The following is a 16011-nucleotide window of genomic DNA, read 5'->3' on the forward strand; positions in this document are numbered from 1 at the left end:
GCGTCAGCAGTCCGGGGACGCGAGCCGCTCCGCGACGCCCCGCGCCCGTCGTGCCGGCTCCGGGCCCGGCTCCAGGGCCGCCACCACCGTCGCACCCTCGACCAGGACCAGGAGCTGGTCGGTGAGTTCCTCGCGGCCGGGTCCGGCCAGTTCGGCCAGCAGGGCCCTCAACTCCGCCTTGTGGCGGCGTACGACGTCCAGCACGGCGGCCGGACCGTCCGCGCCCAGTTCCCCGTACGCGTTCAGGAACGCGCAACCGCGGAAGTCCGGCTCCGAGAACCATCCCGCCAGCCAGTCGAAGACGGCGAGGACCGGGTCCGGGGCTCCCGTCACCGCTGCGCGGAGGTCGGCCGTCCAGCGCCGGTCGCGGCGTTCCAGATAGGCCGTGACCAGAGACTCCTTGGCCGGGAAGACCCGGTAGAGGCGCTTGAGGGGAACTCCCGACTCGCTGCGGATCCGGTCCATGCCGACGGCCTGGATGCCGTGCCGGTAGAACAGCTCCTCCGCCGTGTCCAGGAGCCGGGTGCGGGCCTCTTCGTCGTCCATGAGGGCAGCGTAGTCCAGATTCCCCTTGCGGGGAGAACGCTCGTTCTCTATGGTCGGGGAACGGGCGAGAACGACCGTTCTCGCGATCGAGAGGTGATACGTCATGACCGACACTCCCGCCGTACGTCCGCCCCTGCCGCCCTTCACCGAGGAGTCCGCACGCGCCAAGGTCCAGGCCGCCGAGGACGCCTGGAACAGCCGCGATCCCGAGCGCGTAGCCCTCGCGTACACGCCGGACTCGGTCTGGCGGAACCGCGACCGCTTCCTCACCAGCCGCCCCGAGATCCGCGCGTTCCTCGCCGAGAAGTGGGAGCGCGAGCTCGACTACCGGCTTCGCAAGGAGCTGTGGGCGTTCACCGGCAACCGCATCTCGGTCCGCTTCGAGTACGAGTGGCACGACGCGACCGGCCAGTGGTGGCGCAGTCACGGCAACGAGCAGTGGGAGTTCGCCGACGACGGCCTGATGCGCCGCCGTGAGGCCAGCATCAACGACATTCCGATCGCCGCCGGGGACCGCCGCCTCGCCTGACGCCATCCCGTCGGGCCCGCCCCGGCTCACCGGTCCCGCAGCGCCTCGTGGGCGGGATGGCTCCAGGTCGCCGTCTCGCCGCCTGGTGGTTTGTCATGGTCCCGCAACAACGCGGTTGTTGGTCTTTGCAGACGCGATGTAGGTTGCTAGAACTGGAATACTGACGATCGATCGAGTGTGCGGGGGAGTGGGATGAAGTTCGACATGGGGACGCAGGTTCTGACGAACCTGATGTCGGGGTCGCGGAATTCGAATACGGATCTGGGGTCGCTGGTCAAGCAGCTGGTGGCTGCGGCGCAGCCGCTGGAGGGCAAGTTCCAGGGGCAGGGCAAGGTGGCGTTCGACTCGTTCAAGCTGCGTGCGGATGCCATTGCGAAGGAGCTGAACGCTTCGCTGGCGGCGATCCTGGGTGGCCAGTCGGGCATGGAGCAGGCGTTCGGTTCGGGTGATCAGGAGCAGGGTGAGAACGCCCGTCAGCAGCAGGGTGCGGCGAACTTCGACGCGGCGCGTTTCCGGGGCCGCTGAGCCTGCAGGTTCCGGGCCTTCCGGGCCTTCCGGTTTGTCTGGATTGTTGTCTTCTTCACGGGGAGTGTGGTTGTGATGTCGGGTGGGACGGATCGTCGTGCGTATGACGTGGGTGCCTCGACGGAGGTGCAGGGCGGTATCAAGGCGGTGATCGGTCAGCTGGACACGGTGATCGCGGCGCGTGAGGCGCAGGTGGCTGCTGCGATGTCGGACTTCACGGCGGAGGGTGTGGCGGATGACTACCACGCCAAGGAGCTGCGGTGGAAGAACGCTTCGCAGGAGGTCAAGAACATCATCCAGCTGTTGAACACGACGCTGGCGAAGAATGACGCGACGGCGCAGCAGACATTGCAGCGGGCGCGGACCGCGGTCAACAACATCGGCTGAGCAGGATCGTTTCAGCCGGTCGGTGGGTCGGCAGGTCAGCGGGTCGGTAGGACTGTAGGGGTAACACGGGGGTGGGTCGTCGGTGACGTCATGGGATATCAAGCCGCAGGGTGTGCAGGGCCACTTGAAGACGGTCGGTGGGAATGCGGGTGAGCTCGAGACGGCGTTGAACACGTTGCTGACGGCGATGTCGGAGGCGGCTCAGGCGGCGGGGACGGCTGTTCCGGGTTCGCAGTCGGGGATGACTCCGCAGGGTCCGCTGGCTCCGGGTGCGGGGCCGGCTCCGGGTTCGGCTTTTGTGGCGCCGCAGAAGGCGATGGGGCCGGTGGCGGCTGCGCTGGGTGAGTATCTGACGGCGCGCAAGCCGGAGTTCAAGTCGATGGCGGAGCGCATCGAGGCGTGTATCCGTGGTGCGGTGCTGGCGACGAACGAGTACCTGCAGGGTGATCTGGACCAGGCCAAGGAGGCGCAGGACGCTGCACGGTCGGTGAATCTGGATCTGCTGCGTGAGAAGACCGGGGAGAAGAAGTGAGCGGGGGCGCGCCGGTCGATCCGGCTGAGATACCGGTTTTCACGGGTGATCTGGCGGTGCTGGACGAGAAGGTGAAGCTGATCTCGTCGGGTGGTGCCACCGTTTCCACGAAGGCCTCGGACGTCCACACCAGTTTTGGTGGGTTGCAGGCGTTCTATCAGGCGCCGGAGGCCGATCAGCTGTTCGCGACGACGAAGCCGGTCCAGGACCTGGGCCTGAAGCTCAGTTCCGACATGTGCACGATCGCCGGCGCGCTGGGCACCTACTCGCGTGATGCCGCGCCGATCATCAAGAAGCTGGAGAACCTGAAGGCGGAGGCGGAAGCGTTCCGCGAGAAGACCGACAAGGAAGACAAGTGGGCCGAGGACGGCGGTCTGATCGACGAGAACCTCGAACGCCGTAACAAGATCGCCGAGGTGTGGGCGCAGTTCCAGGACGTGGAGACGGCCGCTCACGCCAAGATCGTCGCGCTGGTGGACGGCACCCCGCTGAAGAAGGACGACGGCTCGCACGGCGCGGGCATGTACGGCTACGACGCCGAGATGCTCAAGGCGTCCAAGTCCCTGCCGTGGGGCGATGCGGTGGAGGAGTCGATCCCCGGGTGGCAGGTCTGGGAACACGTCTGGGAGTTCGGCAAGGGCTTCTTCGTCGACGGCGTGTGGGGGACCCTCAAGGGTCTGGGCGGCCTCGTCGGACTGCAGGGCTGGGACACCTTCAAGCAGTCCTGGACCGGCCTGGCCAAGCTCAGCACCGGCCTTGGGATCGCCATGATCCCGGGTGCGGGCGCGGTGTTCATGGCCCTCCCGGACGACAAGCTGCCCTCGTGGCTGCGTGACTCCCGGACCGCGATGAAGGAGACGGGCAAAGCGCTCCTGGCATGGGATCAGTGGGGCTCCAACCCCGGCCGGGCCGCGGGCGCGGCCACCTTCAACGTGATCACCGCCATTGCCACGCGCGGCGGCAGCGGTGCCGTGGCGGGCGCCGGCAAGGCCAGCCTGGTGGCCAAGACCCTGTCACTGGCGGGCAAGACCGGCAGCATCGTCGACCCCATGACGTACATCATCAAGGGCGCAGGCGCGGGCATCTCGAAGGCGGGCGACATCATGGCCGCCCTGAAGGGCATGGGCAAGGTCGAGGCCCCGGCCATCAACGTGGACGGCGCGTTCGCGCTGCCCGAGGGTGCTGTCAAACTCCCCGACGGGGCGATTCAGCTCCCCAAGGGCACCTCGATGCCGGACGGGGCGATCAAGCTGTCCGACGGGAACATCAAACTCCCGGAGAACACCACGACGTTCCCGCCGAACACGGTCAAACTGCCGAAGCCCGACGGCACCACGCAGTTCATGGACCTCGAGGGCAACATCTACAAGGCCGACGGGACCCTCGACCAGAGCGGAAAGCACTCCCCGAAGGAACCCTCACCGGACACCGACGCCGGCGCGGATCTGCCGCGGGCCGACGCCCCGAAGGCCGACTCCCCCGCCATCGTCAGGGTTCCCGAACACGAACTCGCCGGCGTCGCCGCCCGCGGCGGCGACAACCCCATCCACCTCACCTCCGACCTCTCGAGCCCCGCCCACACCGCCGACCACACTCCGGGTGCCCGCCCAGACACCACCCTCGGCGGCAGTGCCCACGACCTCGGCCAGGGTCCTTCCGCCAGGCACGAGCCCCCGACCGGCGCAGGCGGCCGCGACGGCACTGGTGGCAGCCACGACAACACGCCCACTGGCGGCGGGTCCCACATGGACAGCCCGACAGGTGGCCACGGTGACACTGGCGGGACCGCTGGCCATGGCGACGGCCCCGGTCGACTTGCCGACGGAGGCGACAACGCGCCTTCCGAGGGACTGCCCGGCGGTGACCCAGATGGCCCCGGGACGGAAACTCCTGTCGGGGCTGCAGGTGAGTCAGCGTCCGCTAGAGGTCCTTGGCCGGCGCAGGACGATCTCATCGGTCCGGCCGCGGGCAAGGAGTTGAAAATGCCGAACGCGCGGCACAGCGTGTCGGGGTCGGCCAGTGGAGAGATCAAGGAGAGCAACAGCGTCATCCTGCGAGGCCACCAGGGAGACGTGGCTCGGGACATCGCAGACATCGCCAATGGCAGAGCGACCTACGTCAAGGAGACGGACCGCTACGAGGTGAACGGGCGCTCGTATGGTGTGGAACCCTCTGGAAGGGTCTATCCGGACTCCGGCCCAGGCATCGTGAAACTTGACAGGAACGAGTACGCCGCCCTGCAGCAGGTAGCCAAAGCGAAGGGGGACATCAGTGCAGCGCCACAGCTCACCAGAGCCCCGCGCTTTACCAACAACCCGGGCATCGTAGAGAAAGCCCTTGCCATCTACAACGGGACGCATCCGTGACATATAGCTTCCTTACCTTCGACTCTGTCAGCCCCGAGAGCATGGGACTCGCGCTTGCCGGATGTCTCGGCATTCCGGTCGGTGATGTGGATGTGGCCGACTCCGACGGTGACCCCGACCTGCGGAATTGGGATGCACCTGTGTCGTGTGAGTATCGGGCAGTTTATGGTGACGTGTCCTGGTCGCTAGACATCTATGCCGACGCGAACGTCGCTGATCAGCCACTTGAGTCCGACCTTGCCGCGAGGTTTGCGAAAGCTGCGGCGACGACAGTCCTTTTCCCCGCTTCGGAGTCGCTTCCCAGCGCCTACTGGCTGGTGACGCAAGAGGGTCTCCTCACCCGTGCCCGACTCGAGCTCTCCGATGACGAACCGCCCCTCTACTCGATCACCGCCGTCGAAGCGCGAGTGTCGCAGCTCCCACGGGCGACGGTGACGCGGTTCGCCGAGATCGTGAGGGAGCAGCGGCCGGAAACTCCCGTTGCCAACGGATTCGAGGCTTCGGTACAGCGGATGCGGAAGTCAGCTTCGGAACAGACGCGACTTTCCCTCGATGACAGCACCGGTAGCCCCGTCTGGTCTGCGAAGGACAACCTGGTGGCATGGGAGAGGGGCATCGTGCAGATGGAATCGGATTGGGCGCCGTCTGGGTGGTACCCGGCCGAGCTCTATCGTGAGCGGCTGGAGGCACGCGATGCACTTGCGGACCTTGGGAGGCGCCTGCCTGGCGGCGTGAACGTGTTGTTCAGCGAGGCTCTGGAGCAATTGGACAGCCGTTTTGCCGCGGCCACCGTAGAAGACGTCGCAGGGCTCCTCCGTGGGGAATTGCTGGGCGCCTCCGTCGAACAGACCGTGGCCGGTTGGTGGTGGCACCGCCGCCCGGATCCCGTGCCTTGGGAACAGGCCTGATCTCAAGCGCCAGTACTCTGTTGAGGGGCTCAGCGGTTCACTAATCGGACCGGTGGAGCTCGCGATGCTCCAGGTGTCCAACGTGCACCACCTGGAGAATTCGAGGGGATCGGTATTCCCCGCGTGGGATGCCTGGGCGGATCCAATGCAGGTCGGCTCTGCCGTGTCCGCAGCAGCGACCACGACCGAGCAACAGATGCGGTGCTGGATTGCGCACGAGGCCGGACGCTCGGCGCGATCCGCCCGCAGCACTATGTGTCCCCAGGCGCCTGGCTCACCGCTGTTAACCCTCCCATGTGCGAGGTGCATGTGCGCGTCTGGCGGTCGTCCCGCTGCCTTCCCGCGATGAATGGTCAGTTCATGAGCTACCCGCCGGACAGCGATACGAATAGAATTCCGTAATGGCTTCGCCCCATCGCATCGGTGTCGACGATCCCGATGTCGACATGGATTTGGCTCAACGCCTGCTTTGCCGCGACGAGTTGTTCACCGGAGAGGTCGCTGAATACCAGAACGGTCAACTGGTCTGCCTCGACGACTACGTCAATGGCGTTCGGGACGGTTCGTCCCGCGCCTGGTACCCGGACGGCACCCTGAAGCTCGAGGGGACGGTCCGCAACGGAGTCGCCCTGGGCGAGTTCAAGGAGTGGCACGCCAATGGCGTTCTGAAGTCTCGGCAGATGTTCGACAACTATCTCTACGATCTCCGTGAGGAATCCGTTTGGGACGAGGAAGGGCGCCTCGTTCGCGACTGGCATCGCGAGTAGTCTCCCCGCACGCGCAGTGATAGGCCCACCGGCGTGCACGTGTTCCGGCAGGGTTGTGCGCAGGATGCGAGGGCGGCGGAGGTTCCGTGAGGGAGTGGGCGGAGTAGAGGGAGCAGTCGTCGGCCGACTCGCTGGGCGGGCTGCGGGGCGCCCTCGCTGACCGGGGTCGCGGGGGAGTTCGGCCCACCCCTTCCGGATGCGAGGATCTGGCGGACGAGGGAACGGACTGAGCCGACCCTTGGAGCACCTTTGCCGTACCGGCCGGATGGCAGCGAATGCCGGATCTCCTGCCGAAGGGCTCGGGGCGAAGTCGTACGAGGCGTTCACGCAAGGCCCGGTCCGGTACGTCGAGGTGCGGCGCAGTGGTCGCACGCATTGTCGGTAGCCTCTCCTGCGGCGCCGCAGCCGCCGGCAGGGGATGAGGAGCCCCGAGGTCAAGCCTGGTGGTGGGCCTGGGTGATGAGGTCCGTCGCGACCTCCAGGGCCGCCAGGCGGGTCTCCTCCGGGTCGCCCTCGACGTGCTGGAGGAACATCATTCCGGCGTGCAGGGTGAACAGCGCGCTGACGCAGCGGACCTGGTCCGTGAGCGGGCCGTCCTGGGTGCGGAGCAGTTCCACCAGGGTGAAGAGCCGCTTCTTGACCGTCTCGCCGATGCTGAGCTCGCGCGTTGTTGCCTGGTTCTCCTGCATGAACCGGTACAGCACCGCGCCCGCCGCCATCGCCTCGCTGTAGCGGCGCAGCACCTCGCGCTTGGTCTCCAGGGTGCGCGGCTGCCCCTCCGCCCACGTGATCAGCTCGTCGATGGGCCTCGTCAGGTCCTCGAAGATGCTGATGATGATGTCTTCCTTGGTCTTGAAGTGGTAGTACAGCGCCGCCTTCGTGACCTCCAGCCGCTCCGCGATCTCGCGCAGCGACGTCTTCTCGTACCCCTGCTCGGCGAAGAGCTCCAGTGCGACGTCCTGGATGCGCTGACGCGTGTCGCCACGGCGTCGCTGCGGACTGCTGCTGGACATGGCTCTCCCCAATTACTTACTTGACGCCCGGCTAGTTGCGGGTCTACCGTCCCCATTGTAATGAACTAGCCGGGCGGCAAGTAAGTGCCGGTGCAGGGCGAAGTGCGAGAAGCGAGAAGTAGGGCCAGGGGAGTGGACATGGTGGACACAGTCAAGCCTGCGGGGACCTCGAAGGAGGTGAAGCCGCGCAGCGTACGGGTCGTCCTCATGGCGCTCATGATCGCGATGCTGCTGGCCATGCTCGACAACATGATCATCGGGACCGCGATGCCCACGATCGTCGGCGAGCTCGGCGGTCTGGAGCACCTCTCGTGGGTGGTCACCGCGTACACGCTGGCCACCGCGGCCTCCACCCCCATCTGGGGCAAGCTCGGCGACATGTACGGACGGAAGGGCTCCTTCCTCACCTCGATCGTCATCTTCCTGATCGGCTCCGTGCTCAGCGGCATGGCCCAGGACATGGGTCAGCTGATCGGCTTCCGTGCGATCCAGGGCCTCGGCGCCGGCGGTCTGATGGTCGGCGTCATGGCGATCATCGGCGACCTGATCCCTCCCCGTGAGCGCGGCAAGTACCAGGGCATGATGGCCGGCGTGATGGCCCTCGCCATGATCGGCGGCCCGCTGGTCGGCGGCACCATCACCGACCACTGGGGCTGGCGCTGGTCCTTCTACATCAACCTGCCGCTCGGCGCGGTCGCGCTGGCCATGGTCACCGCAGTGCTGCACCTGCCCAAGAAGCGGTCGCAGGGCAAGATCGACTACCTCGGCGCCGCGCTGCTGACCATCGCCATCACCTCCACCGTCCTCGTGACGACCTGGGGCGGCACCGAGTACGCGTGGGGCTCCGTCGAGATCCTCGGCCTCATCGTCGTCGGCGTCCTGTCGACCGTCGCGTTCCTCTACGCCGAGACCAAGGCCGCCGAGCCGGTCATGCCGCTGCACATCTTCCGCAGCCGCAACTTCACCCTCATGTCGGTGATCGGCTTCCTCGTCGGCTTCGCGATGTTCGGCGGCGTGCTCTACCTCCCGCTGTTCCAGCAGTCGGTGCAGGGTGCCTCCGCGACGAACTCGGGTCTGCTGCTCCTGCCCATGCTGCTCTCGATGATGCTCGTCTCGCTCATCGCGGGCCGCGTCACCACCAGCAGCGGCAAGTACAAGATCTTCCCGATCGCCGGCGGCGCGCTCATGGTCGTCGGGATGTTCCTCCTGGCGACCATGGACACCGGCACCACCCGCCTCGTCTCCGGCCTGTACATGGCCGTCCTCGGCGCCGGTCTCGGCTTCCTGATGCAGATCACCATGCTGGTCGCGCAGAACAGCGTCGAGATGAAGGACATGGGCGTCGCCTCCTCCTCGGCGACCCTCTTCCGTACGCTCGGCGGCTCCTTCGGTGTGGCCCTGATGGGCTCCCTCTTCACCACCCGGGTCACGGACACCATGGCCGAGCGCCTGGGCCCGGAGGCTGCTCAAGCCGCGGGCTCCGCCCAGCTGGACGCCGCGAGCCTGGCCAAGCTGCCCGAAGCGGTACGCGACGCCTACCAGCACGCGGTGGCCGCCGGTACGCACTCCGCGTTCCTGCTCGGCGCGGCCATCGCCCTCCTGGGCTTCGCGGCGGCCTGGTTCGTCAAGGAGGTCCCCCTGCGCGGCGCGGGCCCGACCGGACCGGCGGACGGCGCCACGAACGGCGCGGCAGAGGGTGCCGCGCAAGCCGAAGCCGTGGACGCCAAGGGCACGGCGGCCCCGGCCGCGCAGGAGCCGGTCGCACGCTGACCCGGCGCCAACGCCAGCACCAACAGCAGCCGGAAGGCGGCACCACCGGGACGACCGGGGGCGCCGCCTTCCGGCATGTCCGCGGTCCCGGGGTCCTACTGGGGGTCGTCGGTCTCCCAGGGGTGGACGAAGGCGCCGGGGCGGACGTGCCATGCCGCGAGCACGGTCAGCAGGCCGGCCTCGCCCGTCGCGTCCGCGGACGCGACGAGGACCGCGCCGACGTCGTGGTCGAAGCCGTCGAGACGCTCGTGGTCGTACTCCCAGTGCTGCAGGCGGAAGCTCCGCCCCGCGTCGCCGCGCACCCAGCCCTCGTCCCGCGCCCGGTCGTCGGCCCGGCCCCGGACGGGGGTCACGTCCACGAACGCCCGCCGGTCCGGCCGTGACGCCGGGACTTCCGTCACCAGTCTCCGGCCGAGGCGGAGTGCGGTCAGTTTGTCCGTCGGCCAGTCGGATCCGTCATCCATGGCTCCCCTTCTGGTCCCGGCCCGATCGGCAGGACGCCGCCCGGACTGATCAACCCCCTTACGAGTATGCCGATTTGACGCCCGGGACGGGCGGCGCGCGGGCTTGCCCCGTTTCGGCCGCGTTCGGGTGGGCAGGGATTCAACTCCATGGAGGACTAAAGTCCCATCGGTCCCATGAGTCCCATTACGGGGAATTTTTGGGCTATTTGACTGGAACTCCTCGGCGGCGATGAACGTCCTGATCCACAGAACGCTCACACAGCGGATGGGGAGTGGACCGTTCATGGGTTTCTTCGCGTACACGAACAAGAAGGGCGTCCGGGCCGGAGCCGCCGTCGTGGCCTCGGCCGCCGCCGTGGCAGCGACCGTATGGGGCGTGTCGGCCCTGGTCGGACCGGGCGGAACGGCCGCCTCCCAGCAGAACGTGGCCCGGCCGGGCGCCACCGACAACTCCGGTCCTGGCGACGACGGTCGGCCCGGGCAACAGCCTCAGGGGATACCCGAGGGCATAGCCCATGCCTCCGAGAGCGGCGGCAACGCCGTCAACATCACCATCGACGACGGCCCCGACCCCCGCTGGACCCCGAAGGTGCTCGACGTCCTGCGGCGGCACGACGTCAAGGCGACCTTCTGCATGGTCGGACGGCAGGCCAAGGCCCACCCGGACCTCGTGAAGAAGGTGGTCGCGGCCGGACACCGGCTCTGCGACCACACCATGGACCACGACACGGCCATGGACAAGAAGCCCGTCGCCTACCAGCAAGCGCAGATCCTGGAGGCGAAGAAGCTGATCGAGGAAGCCGCGGGCAGCGGCGCGAAGGTCGAGTACTACCGGGCCCCCGGCGGCGCGTTCACCCCCGACAGCCGGCGCATCGCCGCCGCGCACGGCATGCGGCCGCTCGGCTGGAACGTCGACACCAAGGACTTCGGCAAGCCGGGTACGGCGGCCATCGTCGACGCCGTCAAGCGCGAGATCGGCAACGGCCCGACCGTGCTCTTCCACGACGGCGGCGGCAATCGGGCCCAGACCGTCGACGCCCTCGACCAGGTGCTCACCTGGCTGAAGGAGCAGGGCCGGCCCACCGGCTTCCCCGTCCGCACCGCCCCCGACACCCCCTGACGCGGAACGACCTGGAACGACCCAACCCGGAACCACCTGGAACGACCCAACCCGGAACGGCCCGGGGCGACCTGACACGCCGCCCGCCCGGCGAACGGGTGACGGTCGACGACGCGGAGCCGCCCGCGTTGTTCCCTGGTCGGGCACGGACGAACGTACGCCCGACCAGGAGGCTCCTGTGGCCATCGCCCCCGCCAGACTGTCCGACCCGGTGGTCGGCGCCCTCGTCGCCGCCGTCAACGCGCACGACAAGGACGCCTTCCTCGCGGTCCTGACCGCCGACGCGACCATGTCCGACGACGGCTCCGACCGCGACCTGCACGAGTGGATCGACCGCGAGATCTTCGACTCCGGCGGCCACATGGACGTCCAGTCCGAGTCCGACGGCGGCCGCACCCTGCTCGTCAGCTACCGCAACGACACCTGGGGCGAGATGCGCACCACCTGGCGCTTCGTCATCGCTCCCGGCGGCGGCCGGATCAGCCGCTTCGAGACCGGTCAGGCCTGAGCGGCCTGTCCCGGCGGGCGCTCCCGTACGGGTGAAAGCGCGCCCGGTGTCGTTCCGGCCCGCCGGAGGGTCCCGTTGGGCCGGTCATGAAGCGCACCCGCATCGCCGCTCTCGCCCTCGCCACCGCCTCGGCGGCCCTCGCGCCCCTCCTGGGCCAGGCCGCCGCCGCGGAGCCGGCGGTGTACCTCCAGGACCCGGCGGGCGGTGAGAAGACCATGAAGTCGATGTGGACCAAGGACGAGATGCACAAGGTGGAGGGGCAGCTCCGCTTCCACCCGGGGATCCAGTACAAGACGGTCAAGCGCCCCGGCCCGGCGGCCGCGCCGGACTACGAGCGCCGGGCCGCCGACCCCAGGACGCTGGCGTGGCTGCCCTCGTACGAGTTCGCCTGGTCGGTCTCGGACTCGACGGTGGTGAAGAAGGCGGTGACGGTCAAGGAGGGCGCGCACCCGATCGTCGTGCACGCCGTCCTGCGCAGCGCGGACCGGAAGAAGGTCGGGGAGGTGCGCAGGGAGCTGACCGGGAAGCCGGCGACCGGGCGAGAGAAGATCGCGGGCGGGAAGCGGATCGTGTGCGACACCGGCGAGTACACGGTGGAGTGGTCGGTCACGCGCTCGGGCTACGGAACGCTCGGGGGCACACTGCGCTGGAACTCCAGCTGCGAGCAGTACCGGACGGCGTTCGACCCGAACCACGGTCAGCAGCGCTGAGGTTGAGGACGGAGCCGGGGCCCGGGGTCGCAGAGGGCTCCGGACGAGGTCCCGGGGTGGGCGCCGGCCGCCCCGTGCACCTTGTGGGTGCTCGTCGGGCGACTGGGCCGCGGCCTTGGATCAAGTGCCGTAGTGGCCATGGTGCCGCACGGGATGGGGTGCGGCACGGGTCGAAGGTCCCGTGTCGAGGAACTTCTCAGTGCTTCTTCGAGGCCTGGGTGGCCTGGGCGGCGATGTCCTCCAGGACGCGCCTCGGGTCGCCGGCCGGTTCCACGGCGCGCCCGATGTTGCGCTTGATGGTGTCGCTGACCGACAGCCAGGACGGGTCGTTGACCGGGTAGAGCTGGGCGCCGCGCAGCGCGACCAGGAACTGCGTGTCGTTCTTGTCCAGTCCGCCCCCGGCCGGCGTGCGCGAGGCGGTGACCGTCGACGGCAGCAGGTGGTAGCGGTCGGCGAAGTCCGACAGGTTCTTGTCCTGGTAGATGAAGTCCAGGAACTTGCCGATCTCGGTGCGCTTGCCGTTCTGGTTGAAGGCCATCATCCAGTCGGCCACACCGACGGTGGGCGGGATCTCCCCGGTGCCGAGGTTGTCCGAGACGGGCATGGATGTGGTGGCGACGCCGATGCCCTTGGCGCGGGCCTCGTGGGCGAGCGAGGGGTAGCCGTTGACCATGCCGACCTCACCGCGCAGGAAGGCGGCGAAGGCGTCGGCGCGGTTCAGCTGGGACGGCGAGGTCGGACCGGTGAGCCCGGTCGTGACCAGGTGCTCCTTGACCCAGCCCCAGGTGTCCACGTTCTGGTCGGAGGCCAGGCTGTAGTTGCCGGCGCTGTCGGCGTAGCCGCCGCCGTTGCTCAGCTCCCAGATCAGCGCCTCGGCGTGGGCCTCCTCCGGGCCGAGCGGCAGGGCGTACGGGAACTTCACGCCCTTGCTCTTGAGCGCCTTGGCGGCGGTCTCGAGGTCGGACCAGGTCTTGGGCGCCTCCTTGATGCCTGCCTTGGCGAAGAGCGCCTCGTTGTAGAAGAGGAGGCGGCTGCTCGCCACGAAGGGCAGGCCGTAGAGGGTGTTGTCGACGGAGCCCGCGTCGGCGAGCGGCTGGAGGAAATTCGCCTCGGCGGTGACCGAGAGGAGTTCGTCCGCCGGATAGAGCTTTCCCTGCGCGGCGAAGTCCGAGTACGAGCCCATGAGAGCCACATCCGGGGCCTTGCCGGCCTTGACCATACGGGAGACCTCGCGGTCGATGTCGGCCCACGGCAGGAGCTTGACGTCGAGCTTGATTCCGGGGTTCTCCTTGGCGAAATCGGTCGCCATCTTGTCCCAGTAGGGCTTGGAGCTGGTGGCCGGGCTGTCGCCGTATTCGGCGGCGACCAGGTGCACCGTACCGCTGCCACCTGCGCTGTCGCCGGAGCCACCACATCCGGCCAGAGGTATCAGCAGACCGAGCACGGCCGTGGTGGCGGTCGTGCCGAAAATTCTTCGTCGCACGGGTGTATTCCCCTGATTTTCTTTTGGATCCCGTTATTACTTATGAGTTGCTCCGGGCGGTGGTGTCCCTCGATGGCCCGTTGGCCGGAATTCTCTCCTGAGGGAGGGGTGATTGATTGCATTGGGGCCGCACTTGTGGTCAATGCTCCAAGCGGGGCTTTTCGGAATTGTATTTTCCGATATGCGATCCAAATAGTGGACGCGCGTAGACATGCCGAACAGCCCGCTTCCGGTGCCGGAGCGGGCTGTTCGGGTGTGAGTGTGAGGGTGCGCGCGGGCGCGAGTGCGGGCGCGCCTGCGAGCCGGCCGGTGAGACGCGCCGGCCTAGGTCGTCTCTTTCGGATCTTGTCGGGCCCGCGCTGCCCGGCACCGCACCTCGCTGCGTTGTCGGGGCTCCCGAGTACGTCCAGTACAAGGGAGCTCCTCCGCCTTGCGATGCACGGCACCGGACAACGCGGGCTCGGCCGACAAGATCCGAAAGAGGCGACCTAGTCGGCGAACTCGCCGGCGTACGGGTCGGGCTCGCCCGTCTCCGGGTTGCGGCCCTCCTGCCAGCGCCTCTGGGCCTTGCGCCAGTGCACGAAGCTGAGGTGGCCGCCGTCCCAGAAGGTGATGCTGACGGGGCTCACGTCGAACTCGTCGGAGCAGAGCCGGTAGAGGAATTCCGCCATGCCGTACGGGTACACGGCGAAGGAGTCGGCGGTGTGCCGCCCGCAGACCAGGACCGGCCACTGGTCGGGGTCGGGGTCGGAGGTGAGCCAGCACAGGATGTCCGACCCGCCGGTGACGCCCCAGGCGATGATCGACTCCGGGTCCACGTCGAAGGCCGAGCGGCCGCCCTCCGCCTCCCAGGTCTGCCTGGCGTTGTCGGTCTCCTCGGCCATCCCGGCCGGGTCCCACTGGAGTCCGGGCTTGGCCAGCGGCAGCAGGATGCTCGCCTCGCCGTTGATGGAGCCCGCGCCGAAGCGGCCCATGAAGGCGACGAAATCGGCCGGGAACCGGGTCCCCCAGAGGGCCTCCACGGCCGGCCAGTCGATGTCCTCGTCGGCGCCGTGCGTCGCCGGCATGATCTGCTCCAGCGCCTTGATCCGCGCGTTCTCCGTCATGCCGCTCCCCTGACGCCCCAGCTCAACCGCACCAACCTACTGCCCGCGAGGAGCCTCGCCTAGCTGGGCGTGAGACGCCCGGGTACGTCCACCTTGAGGAGGGTTCCGGCCCGCAGCCCCCAGCCGGCCATGGCGCCCGCCGCAGACTCCAGGACGTGCCGGGAACGCAGCCGGGGCAGCCCGAGGCGGCCCGGTGCCATCGTGACCACGGCGAGCACGCCGAGCTCGCGGTCCAGGTACGCCACGTCGATCGCGAACCGCATCCGGAAGGTGTGCACGCTCGCCGCGGGGGTCAGCAGCATCGCGCCGTCGATCCCGTCCCGCCCGAGCAGCCCGCGGGTCCGTGCCCCGTACGAGGCGGCGATCTCGAGCGGGACACCCGTGGGGTCCGCGCCGACCCGCAGCACCGCGCGGCCGTCATGCCAGTGCGCCATGGCGGCCACCTTAGGGCGTGTCCTACGGTCGCCGGATGATGGGTGCGCTCGTGATCGTTCTCGCCGCCGGGTACGGCGTGGCCGCCGGGCTCCTGCTGCCACGGCCCGCCTACCGCCTCTCCGTGGAGCCGGGGGACCCCTGGCAGGGCCACTGCCCGCAGGGGCACCGGCTCGCGGGACGGCTGGGGGGCTGGCTCGGCCCGGCCCGCTGCCGGCCGCGGACGGAGCCGAGGCCCGCGCCCCCGCACGCGTACGGGCGGCGGGCCGCGCCCCTGGCCGCGCTCACCGCAGGGGTGTGCGCCCTGCTCGCGGCGGCCGTCGGGGCGCGCCCCGAGCTGGTCGCCTACGTGGGCCTCGCGCCGCTGCTCGTGCTGCTCGCCCTCGTCGACCGCACCGTGCACCGGCTGCCCGACGTACTGACCCTGCCGCTCGCTGCTGCTGTCGCCGCGCTGCTCGGGGCGGCCGCCCTCGCGCCGGGCTCCGCCGGGTCCTGGCGGCTCGCGCTGCTGGGCGGCGGCGCGCTCGGAGCGGCGTACCTGCTGCTCCATCTGATCAACCCGGCAGGCATGGGTTTCGGCGACGTCAAGCTGGCGCTCTCGCTGGGGGTCGCTCTTGGGTGGTACGGGTGGGGGGTATGGTCCGCCGGGGCCTTCCTCGGCCTCCTCTACGGGGCCCTCTACGGGCTCCACCTGGTGCTGCGCGGCCCCGAAATGCGCCATCAGGGCTATGCGTTCGGCCCCTTCATGGCCGCCGGAGCACTCACCGGAGTGCTGCTGGGCGGTTTCGGAGCGTAATCATCCTGCGCCAATGCACGCAGCATGCTTTACGAAGGGTTATGGTGGA

The 16011-nt window shown here is 68.7% G+C and carries 18 protein-coding genes; 12 read left to right on the forward strand and 6 right to left on the reverse strand.

What is annotated here, in order from left to right:
- Positions 1 to 3: 3 nt before the first annotated feature.
- The gene (locus OG444_RS24570) at positions 4 to 546 is read right to left on the reverse strand and encodes a TetR/AcrR family transcriptional regulator (protein WP_327264204.1); all 543 of its coding nucleotides are present in this window, start codon (positions 544 to 546) and stop codon (positions 4 to 6) included.
- 103 nt (positions 547 to 649) lie between these two features.
- Between OG444_RS24570 and OG444_RS24575 the strand changes: the two genes are divergently transcribed.
- From OG444_RS24575 to OG444_RS24605, 7 genes are all read left to right on the forward strand, one after another.
- Positions 650 to 1075 (forward strand): nuclear transport factor 2 family protein, encoded by a 426-nt coding sequence (locus OG444_RS24575; protein ID WP_327264205.1) that lies wholly within the window; start codon positions 650 to 652, stop codon positions 1073 to 1075.
- 192 nt (positions 1076 to 1267) lie between these two features.
- Positions 1268 to 1600: a hypothetical protein gene (locus tag OG444_RS24580; RefSeq protein ID WP_327263706.1), complete on the forward strand. Its 333-nt coding sequence runs from the start codon at positions 1268 to 1270 to the stop codon at positions 1598 to 1600.
- 75 nt (positions 1601 to 1675) lie between these two features.
- Positions 1676 to 1987, forward strand: a complete 312-nt coding sequence (locus OG444_RS24585) for a pore-forming ESAT-6 family protein (RefSeq protein ID WP_327263705.1) — start codon at positions 1676 to 1678, stop codon at positions 1985 to 1987.
- An 82-nt stretch (positions 1988 to 2069) separates the two neighbouring features.
- Positions 2070 to 2519 carry a DUF6507 family protein gene (locus tag OG444_RS24590; RefSeq protein ID WP_327263704.1) on the forward strand — a complete coding sequence of 150 codons (450 nt, stop codon included), beginning with the start codon at positions 2070 to 2072 and terminating at the stop codon, positions 2517 to 2519.
- Positions 2516 to 4885 (forward strand): hypothetical protein, encoded by a 2370-nt coding sequence (locus OG444_RS24595; RefSeq protein WP_327264206.1) that lies wholly within the window; start codon positions 2516 to 2518, stop codon positions 4883 to 4885. Before OG444_RS24590 ends, OG444_RS24595 begins: the two co-directional genes overlap by 4 nt.
- Before the next feature lie 41 nt (positions 4886 to 4926).
- Positions 4927 to 5793 carry a hypothetical protein gene (locus OG444_RS24600; protein WP_327264207.1) on the forward strand — a complete coding sequence of 289 codons (867 nt, stop codon included), beginning with the start codon at positions 4927 to 4929 and terminating at the stop codon, positions 5791 to 5793.
- Between the two features lie 401 nt (positions 5794 to 6194).
- Entirely contained in the window at positions 6195 to 6560 is a 366-nt protein-coding gene (locus tag OG444_RS24605) for a toxin-antitoxin system YwqK family antitoxin (RefSeq protein WP_327264208.1), read from the forward strand.
- A 434-nt stretch (positions 6561 to 6994) separates the two neighbouring features.
- Here the strand turns inward: OG444_RS24605 and OG444_RS24610 are convergent, their stop codons facing one another.
- Positions 6995 to 7573 (reverse strand): TetR/AcrR family transcriptional regulator, encoded by a 579-nt coding sequence (locus OG444_RS24610; protein ID WP_030385774.1) that lies wholly within the window; start codon positions 7571 to 7573, stop codon positions 6995 to 6997.
- 138 nt (positions 7574 to 7711) lie between these two features.
- Between OG444_RS24610 and OG444_RS24615 the strand changes: the two genes are divergently transcribed.
- The gene (locus OG444_RS24615) at positions 7712 to 9343 is read left to right on the forward strand and encodes an MDR family MFS transporter (RefSeq protein WP_327264209.1); all 1632 of its coding nucleotides are present in this window, start codon (positions 7712 to 7714) and stop codon (positions 9341 to 9343) included.
- Positions 9344 to 9438: 95 nt separating this feature from the next.
- Here OG444_RS24615 and OG444_RS24620 read toward each other — a convergent pair whose 3' ends face one another.
- Positions 9439 to 9807 carry a hypothetical protein gene (locus OG444_RS24620; RefSeq protein WP_327264210.1) on the reverse strand — a complete coding sequence of 123 codons (369 nt, stop codon included), beginning with the start codon at positions 9805 to 9807 and terminating at the stop codon, positions 9439 to 9441.
- Positions 9808 to 10090: 283 nt separating this feature from the next.
- On the opposite strand from OG444_RS24620, the gene OG444_RS24625 reads away from it, so the two are divergent.
- From OG444_RS24625 to OG444_RS24635, 3 genes are all read left to right on the forward strand, one after another.
- Positions 10091 to 10927: a polysaccharide deacetylase family protein gene (locus OG444_RS24625; RefSeq protein ID WP_327264211.1), complete on the forward strand. Its 837-nt coding sequence runs from the start codon at positions 10091 to 10093 to the stop codon at positions 10925 to 10927.
- Between the two features lie 178 nt (positions 10928 to 11105).
- A complete protein-coding gene (locus OG444_RS24630; RefSeq protein ID WP_327264212.1) occupies positions 11106 to 11435 on the forward strand; it encodes a nuclear transport factor 2 family protein in 330 nt (109 codons plus the stop codon).
- A gap of 86 nt (positions 11436 to 11521) precedes the next feature.
- Complete coding sequence (locus tag OG444_RS24635; protein WP_327264213.1) at positions 11522 to 12145, forward strand: hypothetical protein; 624 nt, start codon at positions 11522 to 11524, stop codon at positions 12143 to 12145.
- 196 nt (positions 12146 to 12341) lie between these two features.
- Here the strand turns inward: OG444_RS24635 and OG444_RS24640 are convergent, their stop codons facing one another.
- The 3 genes from OG444_RS24640 to OG444_RS24650 all read right to left on the reverse strand — a co-directional run bounded on the left by OG444_RS24640 (position 12342) and on the right by OG444_RS24650 (position 15168).
- On the reverse strand, positions 12342 to 13628 hold the full coding sequence (locus OG444_RS24640; protein ID WP_327264214.1) for an extracellular solute-binding protein: 1287 nt from the start codon (positions 13626 to 13628) through the stop codon (positions 12342 to 12344).
- Between the two features lie 488 nt (positions 13629 to 14116).
- Entirely contained in the window at positions 14117 to 14734 is a 618-nt protein-coding gene (locus OG444_RS24645) for an SMI1/KNR4 family protein (protein WP_327264215.1), read from the reverse strand.
- A 59-nt stretch (positions 14735 to 14793) separates the two neighbouring features.
- Positions 14794 to 15168: a DUF192 domain-containing protein gene (locus OG444_RS24650; RefSeq protein ID WP_327264216.1), complete on the reverse strand. Its 375-nt coding sequence runs from the start codon at positions 15166 to 15168 to the stop codon at positions 14794 to 14796.
- A gap of 38 nt (positions 15169 to 15206) precedes the next feature.
- Here OG444_RS24650 and OG444_RS24655 point away from each other — a divergent pair, with 38 nt between their 5' ends.
- Entirely contained in the window at positions 15207 to 15962 is a 756-nt protein-coding gene (locus OG444_RS24655; RefSeq protein WP_327266915.1) for an A24 family peptidase, read from the forward strand.
- Positions 15963 to 16011 lie beyond the last annotated feature (49 nt).

Source organism: Streptomyces sp. NBC_01232 (genome assembly GCF_035989885.1).
GTDB lineage: Bacteria > Actinomycetota > Actinomycetes > Streptomycetales > Streptomycetaceae > Streptomyces.

Bases quoted from the DNA above. Each gene is read 5' to 3' on its own strand.
- OG444_RS24570 (WP_327264204.1), bottom strand. From the start codon at position 546: ATGGACGACGAAGAGGCCCGCACCCGGCTCCTGGACACGGCGGAGGAG.
- OG444_RS24575 (WP_327264205.1), top strand. From the start codon at position 650: ATGACCGACACTCCCGCCGTACGTCCGCCCCTGCCGCCCTTCACCGAG.
- OG444_RS24580 (WP_327263706.1), top strand. From the start codon at position 1,268: ATGAAGTTCGACATGGGGACGCAGGTTCTGACGAACCTGATGTCGGGG.
- OG444_RS24585 (WP_327263705.1), top strand. From the start codon at position 1,676: ATGTCGGGTGGGACGGATCGTCGTGCGTATGACGTGGGTGCCTCGACG.
- OG444_RS24600 (WP_327264207.1), top strand. From the start codon at position 4,927: ATGGGACTCGCGCTTGCCGGATGTCTCGGCATTCCGGTCGGTGATGTG.
- OG444_RS24605 (WP_327264208.1), top strand. From the start codon at position 6,195: ATGGCTTCGCCCCATCGCATCGGTGTCGACGATCCCGATGTCGACATG.
- OG444_RS24610 (WP_030385774.1), bottom strand. From the start codon at position 7,573: ATGTCCAGCAGCAGTCCGCAGCGACGCCGTGGCGACACGCGTCAGCGC.
- OG444_RS24615 (WP_327264209.1), top strand. From the start codon at position 7,712: ATGGTGGACACAGTCAAGCCTGCGGGGACCTCGAAGGAGGTGAAGCCG.
- OG444_RS24620 (WP_327264210.1), bottom strand. From the start codon at position 9,807: ATGGATGACGGATCCGACTGGCCGACGGACAAACTGACCGCACTCCGC.
- OG444_RS24625 (WP_327264211.1), top strand. From the start codon at position 10,091: ATGGGTTTCTTCGCGTACACGAACAAGAAGGGCGTCCGGGCCGGAGCC.
- OG444_RS24635 (WP_327264213.1), top strand. From the start codon at position 11,522: ATGAAGCGCACCCGCATCGCCGCTCTCGCCCTCGCCACCGCCTCGGCG.
- OG444_RS24645 (WP_327264215.1), bottom strand. From the start codon at position 14,734: ATGACGGAGAACGCGCGGATCAAGGCGCTGGAGCAGATCATGCCGGCG.
- OG444_RS24650 (WP_327264216.1), bottom strand. From the start codon at position 15,168: ATGGCGCACTGGCATGACGGCCGCGCGGTGCTGCGGGTCGGCGCGGAC.
- OG444_RS24655 (WP_327266915.1), top strand. From the start codon at position 15,207: ATGGGTGCGCTCGTGATCGTTCTCGCCGCCGGGTACGGCGTGGCCGCC.